General features: G+C 61.2%; 13 protein-coding genes. 8 read left to right on the forward strand and 5 right to left on the reverse strand.

What is annotated here, in order from left to right; all coding sequences use genetic code 11:
• Positions 1-22 precede the first annotated feature (22 nt).
• Entirely contained in the window at positions 23-1,117 is a 1,095-nt protein-coding gene (locus tag BM216_RS09100) for a polyamine ABC transporter substrate-binding protein (RefSeq protein ID WP_092998189.1), read from the reverse strand.
• 145 nt (positions 1,118-1,262) lie between these two features.
• Positions 1,263-2,681: a helix-turn-helix domain-containing protein gene (locus BM216_RS09105; protein ID WP_092998191.1), complete on the reverse strand. Its 1,419-nt coding sequence runs from the start codon at positions 2,679-2,681 to the stop codon at positions 1,263-1,265.
• A 199-nt stretch (positions 2,682-2,880) separates the two neighbouring features.
• Here BM216_RS09105 and aceA point away from each other — a divergent pair, with 199 nt between their 5' ends.
• Together aceA and BM216_RS09115 are read left to right on the forward strand one after the other, a co-directional pair.
• Positions 2,881-4,170 carry an isocitrate lyase gene (gene aceA, locus BM216_RS09110; RefSeq protein WP_092998193.1) on the forward strand — a complete coding sequence of 430 codons (1,290 nt, stop codon included), beginning with the start codon at positions 2,881-2,883 and terminating at the stop codon, positions 4,168-4,170.
• A gap of 211 nt (positions 4,171-4,381) precedes the next feature.
• The gene (locus tag BM216_RS09115) at positions 4,382-4,633 is read left to right on the forward strand and encodes an SMc00767 family acetate metabolism repressor (protein ID WP_092998195.1); all 252 of its coding nucleotides are present in this window, start codon (positions 4,382-4,384) and stop codon (positions 4,631-4,633) included.
• Between the two features lie 210 nt (positions 4,634-4,843).
• Here the strand turns inward: BM216_RS09115 and BM216_RS09120 are convergent, their stop codons facing one another.
• Together BM216_RS09120 and BM216_RS09130 are read right to left on the reverse strand one after the other, a co-directional pair.
• Positions 4,844-6,691 carry a methyl-accepting chemotaxis protein gene (locus BM216_RS09120; protein ID WP_092998197.1) on the reverse strand — a complete coding sequence of 616 codons (1,848 nt, stop codon included), beginning with the start codon at positions 6,689-6,691 and terminating at the stop codon, positions 4,844-4,846.
• 426 nt (positions 6,692-7,117) lie between these two features.
• A complete protein-coding gene (locus BM216_RS09130; RefSeq protein WP_092998201.1) occupies positions 7,118-8,302 on the reverse strand; it encodes a BaiN/RdsA family NAD(P)/FAD-dependent oxidoreductase in 1,185 nt (394 codons plus the stop codon).
• A 180-nt stretch (positions 8,303-8,482) separates the two neighbouring features.
• On the opposite strand from BM216_RS09130, the gene BM216_RS09135 reads away from it, so the two are divergent.
• The 6 genes from BM216_RS09135 to BM216_RS09160 all read left to right on the forward strand — a co-directional run bounded on the left by BM216_RS09135 (position 8,483) and on the right by BM216_RS09160 (position 16,257).
• Positions 8,483-9,922, forward strand: coding sequence for a glutamine synthetase family protein (locus BM216_RS09135; protein WP_092998203.1), 1,440 nt, complete (start codon positions 8,483-8,485; stop codon positions 9,920-9,922).
• Positions 9,923-9,933: 11 nt separating this feature from the next.
• On the forward strand, positions 9,934-11,286 hold the full coding sequence (locus BM216_RS09140) for an NAD(P)/FAD-dependent oxidoreductase (RefSeq protein ID WP_092998205.1): 1,353 nt from the start codon (positions 9,934-9,936) through the stop codon (positions 11,284-11,286).
• A gap of 73 nt (positions 11,287-11,359) precedes the next feature.
• Positions 11,360-12,832 (forward strand): glucose-6-phosphate dehydrogenase, encoded by a 1,473-nt coding sequence (gene zwf, locus BM216_RS09145; protein WP_092998207.1) that lies wholly within the window; start codon positions 11,360-11,362, stop codon positions 12,830-12,832.
• Between the two features lie 6 nt (positions 12,833-12,838).
• Positions 12,839-13,537 (forward strand): 6-phosphogluconolactonase, encoded by a 699-nt coding sequence (gene pgl, locus BM216_RS09150; RefSeq protein ID WP_092998209.1) that lies wholly within the window; start codon positions 12,839-12,841, stop codon positions 13,535-13,537.
• A gap of 179 nt (positions 13,538-13,716) precedes the next feature.
• Complete coding sequence (gene edd, locus BM216_RS09155) at positions 13,717-15,534, forward strand: phosphogluconate dehydratase (protein WP_092998211.1); 1,818 nt, start codon at positions 13,717-13,719, stop codon at positions 15,532-15,534.
• 24 nt (positions 15,535-15,558) lie between these two features.
• Complete coding sequence (locus BM216_RS09160) at positions 15,559-16,257, forward strand: Type 1 glutamine amidotransferase-like domain-containing protein (protein ID WP_092998213.1); 699 nt, start codon at positions 15,559-15,561, stop codon at positions 16,255-16,257.
• Positions 16,258-16,269: 12 nt separating this feature from the next.
• Here the strand turns inward: BM216_RS09160 and BM216_RS09165 are convergent, their stop codons facing one another.
• Positions 16,270-16,626 carry a hypothetical protein gene (locus BM216_RS09165; protein ID WP_177230743.1) on the reverse strand — a complete coding sequence of 119 codons (357 nt, stop codon included), beginning with the start codon at positions 16,624-16,626 and terminating at the stop codon, positions 16,270-16,272.
• Positions 16,627-16,775: the final 149 nt, after the last annotated feature.

Genomic DNA, 16,775 nt, shown 5'->3' on the forward strand with positions numbered 1-16,775 from the left:
CCCGCCCTTGCGATATCGGCGATCAGCTGCCGGTTTTGACCTGCGTCCAGACCCGGTTCAGCACGCGCTGTTCGCGGGGGCCGTAGGGCGAGATGGTGAACAGCTTCGAGATCACCTCTTCCGGCGGGTAGACCGACGGGTTCTCCAGGACTTCCTTGTCGATGAACTGCTGCGAGGCAAGGTTGCCGTTCGCATACTGGACGTAGTTGGAGGCCTTGGCGATCACTTCCGGCTTCATCAGGTAGTTGATGAAGGCATGGGCTTCCTCGACATTCTTCGCGTCCGCCGGGATCGCGAGGTTGTCGAACCACATGTAGGTGCCTTCCTTCGGGATGACGAACTCGACCTTGACGCCGTTGCCGGCCTCCTCGGCGCGCGATTTCGCCTGCAGGACATCGCCCGACCAGCCGATGGTGATGCAGCTGTCGCCGTTGGCGAGCTCATCGATATAGGCCGACGCATTGAAGGTCTTCACGAAAGGACGGATTGCCTTGTAGACATCGCCACCGGCTTCCAGGTCAGCCTGTTCCTTGCTGTCCGGGTTCTTGCCAATGTAGTTCATGGCGATCGCGAAGGTCTCGTCGGATGCATCGAGGATGTTGATGCCGCAGGACTTGAGCTTCTCGGCATTTTCCGGCTTGAAGAGAACATCCCAGCTGTCGATCGGCACGTCGCCGAGGGCTGCCTTCACCTTATCGACATTGTAGCCGATACCGGTCGTGCCCCACATGTAGTTGATGGCGTATTCGTTGCCGGGATCATATTTGGCAAGACGCTCGCTGACCATCGGCCAGAGGTTCGTCATGTTCGGCAGCTTGGACTTGTCGAGCTTCTGGAACACGCCGGCCTGGATCTGGCGGGCAAGAAACGGACCGGTCGGGACGACGACATCGTAGCCGGAACCGCCGGCCAGAAGCTTGGTCTCCACGAGATCGTTGCTGTCGAAGACGTCATAGACGACCTTGATGCCGGTTTCCTTTGTGAAATCCTCAAGGATCGACTCGTCGATATAGTCCGACCAGTTGTAGACATGGACAACCTTCTCCTGGGCCGAGGCGCCCGAAGCGAAGACCGACGCCATGAGCGCGGCAGCAAGGCCAAGTAGATGGTTTCTCATGATTTCTCCTGTTCCGGCTTTTCCCGCCGCCATTATTCGGGGAAAAATTCCCTCATCTTTTAAGGCAGAGTAGAAAGGATTTTTCCGAGCCACAAGTGGGAATGTGCGGTGCGATAAAACTTCCTCCCCAGGCTTCTTGCAGTCCCTATTGAAAGTCGAAGGCGCTGAGGCCCGTCACCATTTCATCGAGCCCGAGCGGACGGGTGATCGGCGGCTCGGCGCGGGACAGGCAGGCCTTGCGCTCGCAGATGCGACAGGCTGGGCCGATGGCGACCGAAACCGGCGACGCAGGCAGTGCGGCCGCATAAACGAGATCATCGGCAAAAGCGACATCGCAGCCGATCAGAAGAGCGGTGCGGCGGATGCGCTCGCCGAAATCTGCCTGCGGTCCTTCCAGCGTCCGCGAAAGCGTCAGGAAGGCGTGGCCATCCGGCATTTCCACCCTGTCGACGAGGATGCGGCCGGGCTCGGCGAAAGCAGAATGGATGCCGAGTTTAGGACAGAGCCCGCCGAAGCGCGATTGGGGAAATCCTTGCGCCCCTGCCCGCCGGACGGCATTGCCGGCGTGGTCGATTTCCATGATGAAGAAGGGAAGGCCCGGCGCGTCCGGCCGACAGAGCGAGGTCAGCCGGTTGGCGGCCTGCTCGAAGGAGACATCGAAGCGGGCGCGCAGCACGTCGATATCCCAGCGGGCACGGCGGGCGGCGGCGAGAAAGTCGCCATAGGGCATCAGCAGCGCATGGGCGGCATAGCGGCCGAGCTCGAAGCGGGCGATGCGACGTGCTTCCGCCGTGTGGAGCGAAAGCCCATCCAGTTCCGCATCAATCTCCGCATGAAACGCCAGAAGCGACACTTCCATCGCGAGTTCCCGGTTACGATCGAAGGGTGACAGGCGTTCGGAGAGAAAGAGACGCATGCTGTGGCGGTCATAACGACGGCGCAGCGTCGGCATGACATGGGCAGGCAGCGTGCGGACCGTGATGCCGCGCTCGGTTTTCAGCCATGCACGAAGGGCAACGGGCATTTCATCTGCCGCCACCAAGCTCTTCGCCAGAGTTTCAGCGGCATCCTCGATACGGGAGAAGAAGTTGGGGCGTCGTTCGAATGCCTGGCGCACCTCGTCGATCGGCATGCGGCTGCCAGTGACCGACAGTTCATGGCCTTCGCGGGCCAGAACCGCCGCGAGATCCGAAAGGCGCTGCGCCTGCTCTTTATAGGCGCGATACAGCTTGACGGTCGCAAGTGCGGCATTGGGCGCGGCTTCCGCCACCTCGATGATCTCTTGGTCGCCCGGGATCTCGCCGGCCAGGAGCGGATCGGCGAAGACCTCGCGAAGCTGGGTATCGAGGCCGCCGCCCTCCCCCTGCAGCGCTTCGAGATCGACCTTGTGGACCGAGGCGAGCTTCAGAAGCAGCTGTACGGTCAGCGGCCGCTGGTTGCGCTCGATCAGGTTGAGATAGGACGGCGAGATGCCGAGATCGGCCGCGAGCGCCGTCTGGGTCAGGCCCAGCCCCTGGCGTACGCGCCGAACGCGCCCGCCCGCGAATACTTTCCGTTCCGCCATTCGACCTCCTCCTGTCAAAGGCTTTTACAGTTCGTCTCTTTTACAATTTTTACAAATTCACCGGACACCTTGTGTAAGTCGTGACATCATAACCCGTTTAATCTCAGCAGCTTATAGCATGCCTACCGGCAATACTGTAAATCTTTCACAGAACATCCTGTGCGTGTCCAGATGTTCAATCCAAGTGGGAGAGAGATAAATGACAGATTTTTACAAGCTCGTAGCCAATGCACCTGACGGACGTTTCGACGGCATCAGCCGTCCCTATTCCGCTGAGGACGTGCAGCGGCTGCGTGGCTCGATCGAGATCCGTTATTCGCTGGCGGAACAGGGCGCCAACCGGCTGTGGTCACTGCTGAGGCAAGAAGACTTCGTCAATGCGCTGGGCGCCATGACGGGCAACCAGGCCATGCAGCAGGTCCGCGCAGGGTTGAAGGCGATCTATCTCTCCGGCTGGCAGGTGGCCGCCGACAGCAATACCGCATCCTCCATGTATCCCGATCAGTCGCTCTATCCGGCCAATGCCGCGCCGGAACTGGCGCGCCGCATCAACCGCACCCTGCAACGCGCCGACCAGATCGAGACGGCGGAGGGCAAGGGCCTTTCGGTCGACACATGGTTCGCGCCGATCGTTGCCGATGCGGAAGCAGGTTTCGGCGGGCCGCTCAACGCCTTCGAGATCATGAAGGCGTTCATCGAGGCGGGCGCTGCCGGCGTCCATTTCGAGGACCAACTGGCATCGGAGAAGAAATGCGGCCATCTGGGCGGCAAGGTGCTGATCCCGACCGCCGCGCATATTCGCAACCTGACGGCAGCGCGTCTCGCAGCCGACGTCATGGGCGTGCCGACGCTGGTCATTGCCCGCACAGATGCGGAGGCGGCGAAGCTGTTGACGTCGGATATCGATGAGCGCGACCAGCCGTTTGTCGACTATGAGGCCGGTCGGACACCGGAAGGATTCTACCGCATTCGCAACGGACTGGAGCCCTGCATCGCCCGCGCCGTCGCGTATGCGCCCTATTGCGATCTCATCTGGTGCGAAACCTCGAAACCGGACCTGGAACAGGCGCGGCGGTTTGCGGAGGGCGTGCACAAGGTGCATCCGGGCAAGATGCTCGCCTATAACTGCTCGCCGTCCTTCAACTGGAAAAAGAACCTCGACGACGCGACGATCGCCAAGTTCCAGCGCGAACTGGGGGCAATGGGCTACAAGTTCCAGTTCATCACGCTTGCCGGCTTCCACCAGCTGAATTTCGGCATGTTCGAGCTGGCGCGCGGCTACCGTGATCGTCAGATGGCAGCCTATTCGGAGCTGCAGGAGGCGGAGTTCGCTACCGAGATCAATGGCTATACGGCCACCAAGCATCAACGCGAAGTCGGCACAGGCTATTTCGATGCGGTGTCCATGGCGATTACCGGGGGGCTTTCGTCGACAACGGCAATGCACGAGTCCACCGAGCATGCTCAGTTCCGGCCGGCTGCGGAGTGAACAAGAAAAGCCCCCTCCCAACCCTCCCCACAAGGGGGAGGGCTTAACCCAGCCTCACCGCCGTTGCGTGCGGCGAGGACGAGCGGGTGCCACAAGTTTTCGCCCCCCTTGTGGGGAGATGGCCGGCAGGCCGGAGGGGCCTTTATCGCCGAGAGGGCACCGACGTTAGGGAATGATCTAAACCACCCAATCCAACGAGAGGAGAAACGACATGACGATCCAGACACCCATCCAGACCCACGTCAAGGAACGGGCCGAAGAACAGGCGACGGCGATGACATCGGACCAGCAGGCGGCGATCAGAGCGCTCGCCAACGATCTACACCGGCTGAACCACGCGGTCATGCGGGCGGTCGATGCGGGCATTTCGGTCGAGCTGATGCGGACGGCCCGGCACCATGGCGGCGACGGCCACTGGGGCGACCTGATGGTGCCGATCGTCATGACCAACCGGCTGCAGTAAGCGATTGAGCCCTGCTCGCGAAAGGCACGGCTTTCCAATCTCAGGACGATCCAACACCGGCCAGAGGAAGAGCCGGGATCATGGCCGCGCCGGCCCCTCCGGCTACCGGACAAGCCTTGTCTTCATCCCCGAACAGATCATGCAAAAGGAAAGGGCGGCCAAAGCCGCCCTTTCTCACGTTTCAATATTCGCTTGCCGGAACACGGCCGATCAAGCAGCGCGGTCGTAGCGGTGGCCAGACTGAGTGGCAGCCGAGGCATCGATGCGGAACTGCTGCAGCAGGCCAAACAGGGCTTCGGTCTCGTCGGCCAGACGACGGCTCGCCTCGCTGGTTTCGGCCACCATGGCGCCGTTCTGCTGGGTCATCTGGTCCATCTGGTTGACGGACTGATTGATGTTCTGCAGGGCGGCGGACTGGTCGCGGCTTGCGGTCGCGATCGTTTCGACATGCTGGCTGATGACGACGATCTCGTTGCTGATCGTGGCGAGAACTTCGCCGGCCTGCTGGACGAGCGAGGCACCGGCGCCGACTTCGTTGGTCGACTGGTTGATCAGGCCCTTGATCTCCTTGGCGGCATCGGCAGAGCGCTGCGCCAGTTCGCGGACTTCCTGAGCCACGACCGCGAAGCCCTTGCCGGCTTCACCGGCGCGTGCCGCCTCGATACCGGCGTTGAGCGCCAGCAGGTTGGTCTGGAAGGCGATGTCGTCGATAACTTCGATGATCAGCTCGATCTTCTGCGAGGCGTCTTCGATCCGGCCCATGGCGTCGATGGCGTTCTTGACGACCACGCCGGAATTGTCAGCGTTCTTCTTCGTCAGTGAGACAGCTTCATTGGCTTCACGGGCACGGTCGGCCGAAGAACGGACCGTCGTGGTGATCTCGTCGACGGCAGCCGCGGTTTCTTCCAGCGATGCAGCCTGGCTTTCGGTACGGCGCGACAGGTCGGCCGAGGAATGGCTGAGATCGGCGCTGCTCTTCTGGATCGCCATCGTGCTCTGGCGGATATGCGACAGCGTATCGCGCAGCTTGATGATCGAGCCGTTGAAGTCGGTGCGGAGCGGTTCGAGCTTGCCGGAGAACGGATGATCGATCGTGACCGACAGATCGCCCTGCGAGAGACGCGAAAGAGCTGCACCGAGAGCCGATACGGCCTGGTCGATCTGGCCGTCGACCATACGCTTGTCGCTGTCGTTGCGCTCGCGCTCGGCTTCGGCCTCAGCGCGCTCCATGGAGCTCTGATGTTCGATGCGCAGCTTTTCCAGCGCGTTGTCACGGAAGACTTGAAGAGCGCGGGCAATGTTGCCGAACTCATCGGAGCGCTGCGTGTATGGGATTTCCGACTTGTTGTCGCCGGCGGCGATCGCACGGACAGAACCGGTCAGGGTCCCGAGCGGACGGACCATGCCACGGATGACGAAGTAGCTGACGGCGGCCAGAACGAGCAGCGCGATCAGCGAGGAGACCATGACCGCCATGCCGGCCGAAGCGATATGGGCAAAGTAGACTTCCATCGGGATGCCGATGAACAGCACGCCGCTGACGGCGCCGCCGGCATTCACGATCGGATAATAGGCAGTCATGAAATCTCGACCGAACAGGACCGCAGGCCCATAATAAGCCGTACCTTTGGCAAGGGCTGCCTGGGCCGGATGTTCAGCGGCAAGCTTGGTGCCAATAGCGCGTTCGCCCTTTTCGTTCTTCACGTTGGTAGAGATGCGGACGTAGTCACTGCCCTGCTTTTCGAAGACGGTGGCAACGCCACCGATCGAACCGGCCGTACGGTCCACGAGATCGTGCCCCTGCAGAGCGCCTTCCCCGGCCGCAACCTTGGCAAGCTTGCCCTCGGCAAGCGTAGTCTTGGCGCCCGCGAGGCTGGTCTCATAGATCAGGGCCATCGTGCGGATGGACTTGTGCGTATCGTCGACCGCCGTCTCCATGATGTCCTTTCGAAACGTCATGAAGGCCAGACCCGATACAGCTGAGACAGCCACTCCGATGAGAAGCAGACACAGGAATACAATTTTCGTGACAACCGATGACGGTACGATCTTTTTCATGGAGACCCCTTGCGAGAGTAAATTTCCCGACAAGTAATCGCCTATAAGAATGAATTTTTGCTAAATTTGATAAAAATCAAAGATAAGGCGAAGTCTCGCCCGACCAACCCGCGCATTAAATACTTGCGCGATATATTATATTAGCCTCTATGTATGTTTTGAGCTAATCAGCCAAATAGAACCGGCAATGCCAGAACAGCTGCTGTCGCCCCGGCCGCGAGCATAAGTAGACGGAAACGATATACTTTAGAGCGGTCTTCCGCCTTGGCAACTGCAATGGCGCGGGCACGGCGAGCATTCGGCATGAATTCGAACTCCCAGACGATAATGGGGCTGAGTGTGACAGCCAAGCCAGCGTTTGAACATGGAAATTTGCTGGCAATATGGCAACTTCCGCCAGCTATATTAAGAAGTGCTGAATAAAAGTCACACACTCTCGCCGCAGACATGGCCCGACGCCCAGGCCCACTGGAAATTATAACCGCCGAGCCAGCCCGTGACATCGACGCATTCACCGATGAAATATAGCCCTTGGACGGTCTTCGCCTGCATTGTCTTCGAGTCCAGATCTGCCGTGTCGATGCCGCCGAGCGTTACTTCCGACGTTCGATAGCCTTCCGAACCGGCAGGTCTGATCTTCCAGCTTTGAATGGAGGCGGCAATCGCGTCGAGCAGCTTGTCGGAACAATCCGCGAGCTTGATGGCGGCGGGATGCTGTTCCGCGAAGAATTGTGCCAGCCGTTTGGGAAGTATTTCCGAAAGCGCCGTCTGGGGCGCCTGGCGGCCGTTCGATTTGCGCGCGGCCTTCAGCAGGTCCGCAATAGGCATGTCGGGCTCGAGCACGAGAGTTACATCATCGCCTTCCCGCCAATAGGAAGAGATCTGCAGAATCGCCGGGCCGCTCAGTCCCCGATGAGTAAACAATAGCGCCTCGCGAAAGCTCGTCTTTCCATGGCGGATTTCGGCCGGGACGGCGATGCCCGATAGCGGCGAGAGCTTTTCCAGGAGGTTCGGATCGAGTGTCAGCGGCACAAGGCCGGGGCGGGTTTCGACGAGCTTCAACCCGAACTGCCTTGCGATATCATAGGCAAGCCCGGTCGCACCCATTTTCGGGATCGACTTGCCGCCGGTGGCGACGACGAGGGAACGCCCCTCGACCACTTCGGAGCGGGATGTCGTCACACGAAAGCCGTCGAGAGATTTTTCGATCGAGGCGATGCCCGTCTGCAGTTCCAGTTTCGCGCCGACGGCTTCCATTTCGGCGAGCAGCATGCGGATGATGTCCCTGGCGCTGTCATCGCAGAAAAGCTGTCCAAGCGTCTTTTCATGCCAGGCGATTCCGTGGCGATCGACAAGATCAATGAAGTCCTGCGCCGAGTAACGCGCAAGCGCCGACTTGGCGAAATGCGGGTTTGCCGACAGGTAATTCTTCGCGCCGGCATGGATATTGGTGAAGTTACAGCGGCCGCCGCCGGAAATGCGGATCTTGTCACCCGGCGCCTTGGCATGATCCAGAACCAGCACGGAGCGGCCACGCTGCCCGGCGCGAATTGCCGCCATCATGCCGGCGGCGCCAGCGCCCAGTATCACCACATCGAATTTGCGCGCCAATATCCGTTCCTTTGCCTTCGGCGGTTGTCAGCTTCGCTCTTCGCCATACTTGTCGCAAAGTCAATGATGAGTGCTCTTGGGCGTATCCTCCTGCCGGAGGTTTCATCCTTCGCCCCCCCTCGCCATTCGGCAATCCCTGACTATGATGGGAACATTCGATCAACCCCACCCCGGTGTGTCATGCCGCCTAAGAAATCAGCTCCCCCACTCGCAACCGGCACAGTGGCCAAAGCTGCAACCGAGCAGCCCACGCTTACCTCGCTTCGCGGCGTGTCCAATTGGCAGGAGGCGGCGGCGTGGCTTCGTGCCCGCGGGATCGAGGATATCGAATGCATCACGCCCGACCTTGCAGGCGTACCGCGTGGCAAGATGATGCCGTCGTCAAAATTCACCTCCAACACGTCGCTCGCCTTGCCCTCGGCGCTCTACCGTCACACGATTTCCGGCGAATATCCGGAGGAGACGGCCAATTTCCGCTATGAGCCGCGCGACAGCGATCTGAAGCTGATGCCCGACCTCTCGACGCTGTCGGTGGTGCCATGGGAGACGGATCCGACCGCACAGGTGATCTGCGACATCGTCAGCACCGAAGGCGGTGCGGTAACCTATACACCGCGTAACGTTTTGAAGAATATCGTCGACCTCTACAAGGAGCGCGGCTGGAAGCCGGTAGTGGCGCCGGAAATCGAATTCTATCTCGTCGCCAAGAACGACGACCCCGACTATCCGCTGCATCCGCCCAAAGGCCGTTCGGGCCGCTCCATCCTCGGCGGCCAGGGCTACTCGATCGCCGGCATCAACGAGTTCGACGAACTGATCGACGACATCTACCACTTCTCCGAAAAGCAGGGGCTGGAGATCGATACGCTGATCCACGAAGAGGGTCCGGCGCAGCTTGAGATCAACCTGCGCCACGGCGATCCGGTCGAGCTTGCCGACCAGGTGTTCATGTTCAAGCGCACGATCCGCGAGGCGGCACTGAAGCACGGCATCTACGCCACGTTCATGGCCAAGCCGATGCAGGGTCAGGCAGGATCGGCGATGCATATCCACCAGTCGGTCGTCGATATCGAGACCGGCGCCAACATCTTCTCCAACAAGGACGGCAAGCCTTCGAAGGAGTTCTTCCAGTTCATCGGCGGGATGCAGACCTACATTCCGAAGGCGCTGGTGATGATGGCACCCTATGTGAATTCCTATCGCCGCCTGACCCCGGACATGGCTGCGCCGGTGAACACCGCCTGGGGCTACGACAACCGCACGACGGCCTTCCGCGTGCCCGTCTCGGACCCCGCCGCGCGGCGCGTGGAAAACCGCCTGCCGAGTTCGGATGCCAATCCGTATCTTGCGCTTGCCGCATCGCTCGGCTGCGGCCTGCTCGGCATCATGAACAAGATCGACCCGACGCCGCCGACGGACGAAACCGCCAATGAAGGCGCGATTTCGCTGCCGCGCGACCTGTTGAACGCGGTCTCGCTGCTGGAGGAAGAGCCCGAGCTGACCAAGGTCTTCAGCCCGGAATTCATCGGCATCTATGCCGGCGTCAAGCGCGGCGAATTCGAGACATTCATGCAGGTGATCAGCCCGTGGGAGCGTGAATTCCTGCTTCTCAACGTGTGAGGTCGCGCCCGATGACGGACACATATCCGGCCGACAATCGTGTGAGCAATACACTTGCCGGTGAGACGGCCGTTGGCGACACCTGGCAGAGCCCAATCGCGCCGGGCCTCTCCTGGTATCAGGCAACGGTTCCGGACCGGCCTGCCTATCCGCAGCTCGACGGGTCGCAGGCGGTGGACGTCACGATTATCGGCGGCGGGTTTACCGGCCTGCAGGCGGCCTACAATCTTGCCAAGGCGGGCGTCTCCGTGGTGCTCATCGAAGCGAGTAGGTTCGGCGACGGCGCATCCGGCCGGAACGGCGGTCAGCTGGGCACCGGCCAGCGCTGGTGGCCGGAGGATGCGGAGAAGGAACTCGGCTACGAGCGCTCCAAGCTGCTGTTCGACATGGCAGAAAACGCCAAGCATCACCTGATGGATTTTGCCAGTGTCCACGGCATAGACATGGAATACATGCCGGGCCAGCTCAACGTGTCGCACAAACCAGGATACGAGCGCGACTACCGCGCCAATGCGGAGATCGCGGCTGAGCGCTACTACTACCCGCATCTCACCTTCATGGACGCAGCCGAGACGGCCAAACGGGTCGGCACGAAGGACTATTTCTGCGGCGTGCGCGACACCGGCACCGGGCATATCCATCCGCTCAAGCTGCTCGTCGGGCTGGCGAAAGTGGCGAAGGCCGCGGGCGCCATGATCCATGAGAATACCAAGGCGACCGCGATCCGCCGCGAGGGCGGCAAGATCAAGGTCGAGACCGCCCGCGGCACGCTGACTTCGGACAGATTGCTGATCGCGACCAACGCCTATGTCGGCGATCTCGAGCCGGTCACCTCCGCGCATGTCATGCCGATCGGATCCTTCATCGCCGCGACCGAACCGCTCGACGCATTTCCTCATGTCATTCCCGGCATGGAGGCCGTGTGCGACAGCCGCTTCGTCGTGCGCTATTTTCGCAAGTCGAAAGACAACCGCCTGTTGTTCGGCGGCCGCGAGGTCTACAGTTCAAAAAATCCGAGCGACACGGCAGAGGCGATCCGCCAGCAGATCGTCGGAACCTATCCGGCGCTGAAGAATGTGCGAATCACCCATGCCTGGGGTGGCAATGTCGGCATCACCTTGCCGCGCCGTCCGTTCGTGCGGCAGATCATGCCCGGCGTCACCTCGATCGGCGGTTATTCCGGCCATGGCGTCATGCTGTCAAATTATTGCGGCAAACTTTATGCTGAAATGGTAGCAGGCAGGCCGAGCGAATTTGACGCGCTCGCCGATCTCGACATCAAAGCTTTTCCCGGAGGTCAAATGATGCGCAAGCCACTGCTTTTCCTAGCGCTGACCTGGTTTGCCCTGAGAGACCGGATGTGATGTCCACCTTTTCGGACTAGCGTTTTTAAATCGATTAGATTAAGACACCAACCACCAAGATGAAAGTTGAGCGATGAGCAGCCAGATCATTCCAGTGGAACCATTCGATTGTGTAGTCTTCGGCGGAACGGGAGACCTTGCGGAACGCAAGCTGCTGCCGGCCCTGTATCACCGGCAGATCGAAGGCCAGTTCACGGAGCCGACGCGCATCATCGGGGCGTCGCGTAGCGCGCTTTCCCATGAAGAGTATCGCAAGTTCGCGCAGGATGCCCTGAAAGAGCATCTGAAGAAGGGCGAATACGACGAAGAGCAGGTCAAGAAGTTCTGCGAGCGGATCTATTACGTTCCCGTCGACGCCAAGTCGGAAGGCGGCTGGGCCGACCTGAAGAAGCTGCTCGACGAAGGCAAGGACAATATCCGCGTCTTCTATCTGGCCGTTGCTCCGGGCATTTTCGGCGCGATCTCGGAAAAAATCCGCGATCACAAGATGATCACCAAGTCGACCCGCATCGTCGTCGAAAAGCCGATCGGCCGTGACCTTGCCTCGGCGCTGGAACTCAACAACACGATCGGCAAGGTCTTCTCCGAAGAGCAGATCTACCGCATCGACCACTATCTCGGCAAAGAGACGGTGCAGAACCTGATGGCGCTGCGTTTCGCCAATGCGCTCTACGAGCCGCTGTGGAACGCCAACTATATCGACCACGTGCAGATCACGGTTTCGGAGGCTGTCGGCCTTGAAGGCCGTGCCGGCTACTACGACACCGCAGGCGCGCTGCGCGACATGGTGCAGAACCACATCATGCAGCTTGTCTGCCTGGTTGCGATGGAAACCCCGTCGTCGATGGATTCGGAAGCCGTGCGCGACGAGAAGCTGAAGGTGCTGCGCGCGCTGAAGCCTATCAATGCCGACAATTGCGAGCAGATGACGGTGCGCGGACAGTATCGCGCCGGCGCATCCGCTGGCGGTCCGGTCAAGGGCTATCTCGACGAGCTGGAAGGCGGCGTCTCCAACACCGAGACCTTCGTCGCCATCAAGGCCGAGATCGGCAACTGGCGCTGGGCGGGCGTGCCCTTCTACATCCGCACCGGCAAGCGCCTTGCAAGCCGCATGTCGGAAATCGTCATCACCTTCAAGCCGATCCCGCACAACATCTTCGATGCCAGCGCCGGCCGCATCAACCAGAACCAGTTGATCATCCGGCTGCAGCCGGACGAAGGCGTCAAGCAGTCGCTGATGATCAAGGACCCCGGTCCGGGCGGCATGCGCCTGCGCAACGTCTCGCTCGACATGAGCTTTGCGGAAGCCTTCCACGTCAGAAGCCCCGATGCCTACGAGCGCCTGCTGATGGACACGATCCGTTCCAACCAGACGCTGTTCATGCGCCGCGACGAAGTCGAGGCCGCATGGCAGTGGGTCGATCCTATCCTGAAGGGCTGGGAGGCATCCGGCCAGAACGTGCAGGGCTATACCGCCGGCACCTGGGGTCCGAGCCAGGCCATCGCGCTGATCGAACGTGACGGCCGCACCTGGCACGAGGGCTGATCGGCCATGACCTTCACGATGAACGAATTCAAGGATGGCGCGGAACTGGCTTCGGCTTTGGCCGATGAAGTCGCGCGCCGTCTGGCGGGTGCGATCTATGCGCGGGATTCCGCCTCGATCGCGGTTTCCGGTGGCTCCACCCCGAAGCGCTTCTTCGAGGAGCTTTCGACCAAGGAACTCGCCTGGGACAAGGTCAAGGTGACGCTGGTTGACGAGCGTTTCGTGCCGGCCGACAATCCGCGCTCCAACCATCTGCTTGTCGCAACGCATCTGTTGAAAAACCAGGCGGAGGCTGCGACCTTCGTGCCGCTCTACTACGATGCCGACACGATCGAGGAAGCCGCGAAGAAGGCGACCGAGAAGACTGCCGGTCTCGACCGGCCGTTCGACGTCGTCATTCTGGGCATGGGCGGAGACGGGCATACCGCCTCCTTCTTCCCGCACGGCGACAATCTCGACCGAGCGCTCGATCCGACGGGGCTCAACGGCGTTCTGACGATGCAGGCGCCTGGCGCCGGCGAGGAACGCCTGACCTTCTCCTTCTCCAGCCTTTCCGATGCGCGCTTCCTGGCGCTTCATATCGAAGGGGACGAGAAGAAGGCCGTTCTGGAAAAGGCAAAGGCCGGATCGGACGAAACGGAAATGCCCATCCGGGCCATGCTCAATCGCGCCGCCTCCCCGGTGGATATCTACTGGGCGCCGTGACGCGACCATAATACGCATCGCAAATCCCGAAGGTCGCGTGCGATCTTCGGGATACTGCAAAGGCCGGGTGAAGCCGGCCAAACAGCTTAGCCAAGTCCCGGTAAGCATCGCGTCCATTGGCGTTCTGCGTCCATTGAGCGCCCCGCGTTCGCCGGGACCGATCAGAGAGGACAAAAGCCATGGCGGCCCATTCCAGCATCGAGGCGATCACTGCAAGGATCGTCGAACGGTCCAAACCGCAGCGCGAGCCCTATCTCGACCGCGTGCGCAAGGCCGTCGCCCGGGGCCCGCATCGCGCCACGCTATCCTGCGGCAACCTCGCCCATGGCTTCGCAGTCTGTTCCCCCGCCGAGAAGGAGGCGCTCGCGGGAGATGTCGTTCCGAACCTCGGCATCATCACCGCCTATAACGACATGCTCTCGGCGCACCAGCCCTACGAGACCTATCCGGCACTGATCCGTGACGCAGCGCGCGAGGCGGGCGGCATTGCCCAGGTCGCCGGCGCGGTGCCTGCCATGTGCGACGGCGTCACCCAGGGCCAGCCGGGCATGGAGCTGTCGCTCTTCTCGCGCGACGCAATCGCCATGGCGGCCGGCATAGGCCTGTCGCACAACATGTTCGATGCGTCGGTCTATCTCGGCATCTGTGACAAGATCGTGCCGGGCCTCGTCATCGCCGCTCTCTCCTTCGGCCACCTGCCGGCCGTGTTCATTCCGGCCGGTCCGATGACGTCGGGCCTGCCGAATGACGAGAAGTCGCGCATCCGCCAGCTCTATGCGGAAGGCAAGGTCGGCCGTGCCGAACTGCTGGAAGCGGAATCCAAGTCCTATCACGGGCCGGGCACCTGCACCTTCTACGGCACCGCCAATTCCAACCAGATGCTGATGGAGATCATGGGCTTTCACCTGCCCGGCGCCTCCTTCGTCAATCCCGGCACGCCGCTGCGCGATGCATTGACCCGCGAAGCCGCCAAGCGGGCGCTGGCGATCACCGCTCTCGGCAACGAATTCACGCCTGCCGGCGAGATGATCGACGAGCGCTCGATCGTCAACGGCGTCATCGGCCTGCATGCGACCGGCGGTTCGACCAATCATACGCTGCATCTCGTCGCCATGGCACGCGCTGCCGGCATCTGTCTGACCTGGCAGGATATTTCCGAGCTTTCGGATGCCATTCCGCTACTCGCCCGCGTCTACCCGAACGGGCTTGCCGACGTGAACCATTTCCACGCGGCGGGCGGTATGGGCTTCCTGATCAAGCAGCTGCTGCGCCAGGGCCTGCTGCATGACGATGTGAAGACAGTGTTCGGCCAAGGGCTGGAAGCCTACACCGTGGAAGCGAAACTCGGCGAAGACGGCCAGATCTGTCGCGAGACGGTGCCGGATGCCAGCGGCGACCCGAAGGTTCTGTCGACCATCGACGCGCCGTTCCAGAAGACCGGTGGACTGAAAATGCTGACCGGCAATGTCGGTCGCGGCGTGATCAAGATCTCGGCGGTCAAGGCGGAGCGGCATGTCGTCGAGGCACCGGCGCTGGTCTTCCACGGCCAGCAGGAAATGCAGGACGCCTTCAAGCGCGGCGACCTGAACCGCGACTTCATCGCCGTCGTACGTTTCCAGGGCCCGAAGGCGAACGGCATGCCGGAGCTTCACCGGTTGACCCCGCCGCTCGGCGTGCTGCAGGACCGCGGCTTCAAGGTGGCTCTCGTCACCGACGGCCGCATGTCCGGCGCATCCGGCAAGGTGCCGGCGGCAATCCATGTGACACCCGAAGCCTGCGACGGCGGCGCAATCGCCAAGATCCGCGATGGCGACATGATCCGCCTCGATGCGGTGGCCGGCACGCTGGAAGTGCTGGTCGACGCGGCGGAATTCGACGCGCGTCCGCCTGTCGTGGCCGATCTTTCCGACAACGAATTCGGCATGGGCCGCGAACTGTTCGCCGCCTTCCGCCGCAATGTCGGCCGCGCCGATCAGGGTGCCAGCGTGTTTGCATAGGGCAAAACTCTTCGGGGATCGGGAATGGTCAACCTCGCGCTTTACAGCGACCAGATCATTCCCGAGAACTCGGCGATCGATGCCAGGCTGATTGCGCTGCTGCAGTCGCAGGGCGTTGGCAATCACATCGGCTATGTTGCGTCCGGCCCGGACCCCTCGCGTCGCTTCTTCACCGAACGACAAGCCTATTATCGCCGCATCGGGCTCGACCTCTCCCTGTTTCACGATCTCGATGCAGAACCCGATGTATCCGATATGGATGCGCTGTTTGCCTGCGATGCGATCCATCTCTCCGGCGGCCATACGGGCGGCTTCCTGGCGCGGCTCAAGCGCGCCGGCATGGTTGGGCCACTTAAGGAATGGGCGACCCGAGGCGGCGTGCTGATCGGCACTAGCGCAGGTGCCATCCTGATGACGCCGACGATCGCGGTCGATGCCCTGTTTTCCGATGGGAAGCCCGAGGATGTCGTGGATGGAGAGGCGCTGAACCTGCTGCCATTCGAATTCTTTCCGCATCTGAACGGCAAGCCGAATTTTCTGCCGGACCTCGTTCGCTACAGCAGGCATACACTGAGGCCGATCATCGCCTGCAATGACGGCGATGGGCTGGTCGTTTCGCAAGGGCAGGTCGAGCTCATCGGCAATCCGCTCTGGATCGCCAATGGCGAAACGAAAGAGGCCCGGCAGATCGAGCCGGGCCTCCTCAATATATTGTCGGTCTAGGACGCGGCAGCGTTACCAGCTGCGGATGTCGAGCTTACGGTCGCGATGGGCCGGATGGGTCGAGAAGACGAAGATGCGATCAAGTTCCTTCTGCGTCAGCAGGCGCAGGAAGCGGACGTTGATCGTGTTGTTGGTGTTGACCCGCATCAGCAGGCAACCAACCTTCGAGATGCGGGCATCCGGAATGTCGAGATAGAACTGTTCGGGGAGATTGTACTGGGTCAGCAGACCGAGCACGGCCTCGCTCAGGGAGATCCGCAGCACGTCGCAGCGACGCTGCGCCATGTTGAGGATCGCTTTTTCGGTGTATTCGATGCGGCCGGCATTCATGGTGTCTTCCATCTTGAACCGCTGCTCGCGGTCGTACATGAAAGACTCTTCCTTGTTCAAAAAGTGATTTCTACCAGCTGGCGCGGCACCCACGACCCGTTCTCCTGTTTCAATGAAAAGAGACTAGGCGCGGAAGTTTAAGAATGCGTTGGCGTATGTTAGCCACTGGCTCGTAAACCTTGGTTTTT

This window comes from Rhizobium sp. NFR07, from assembly GCF_900111905.1.
Lineage (GTDB): Bacteria > Pseudomonadota > Alphaproteobacteria > Rhizobiales > Rhizobiaceae > Neorhizobium.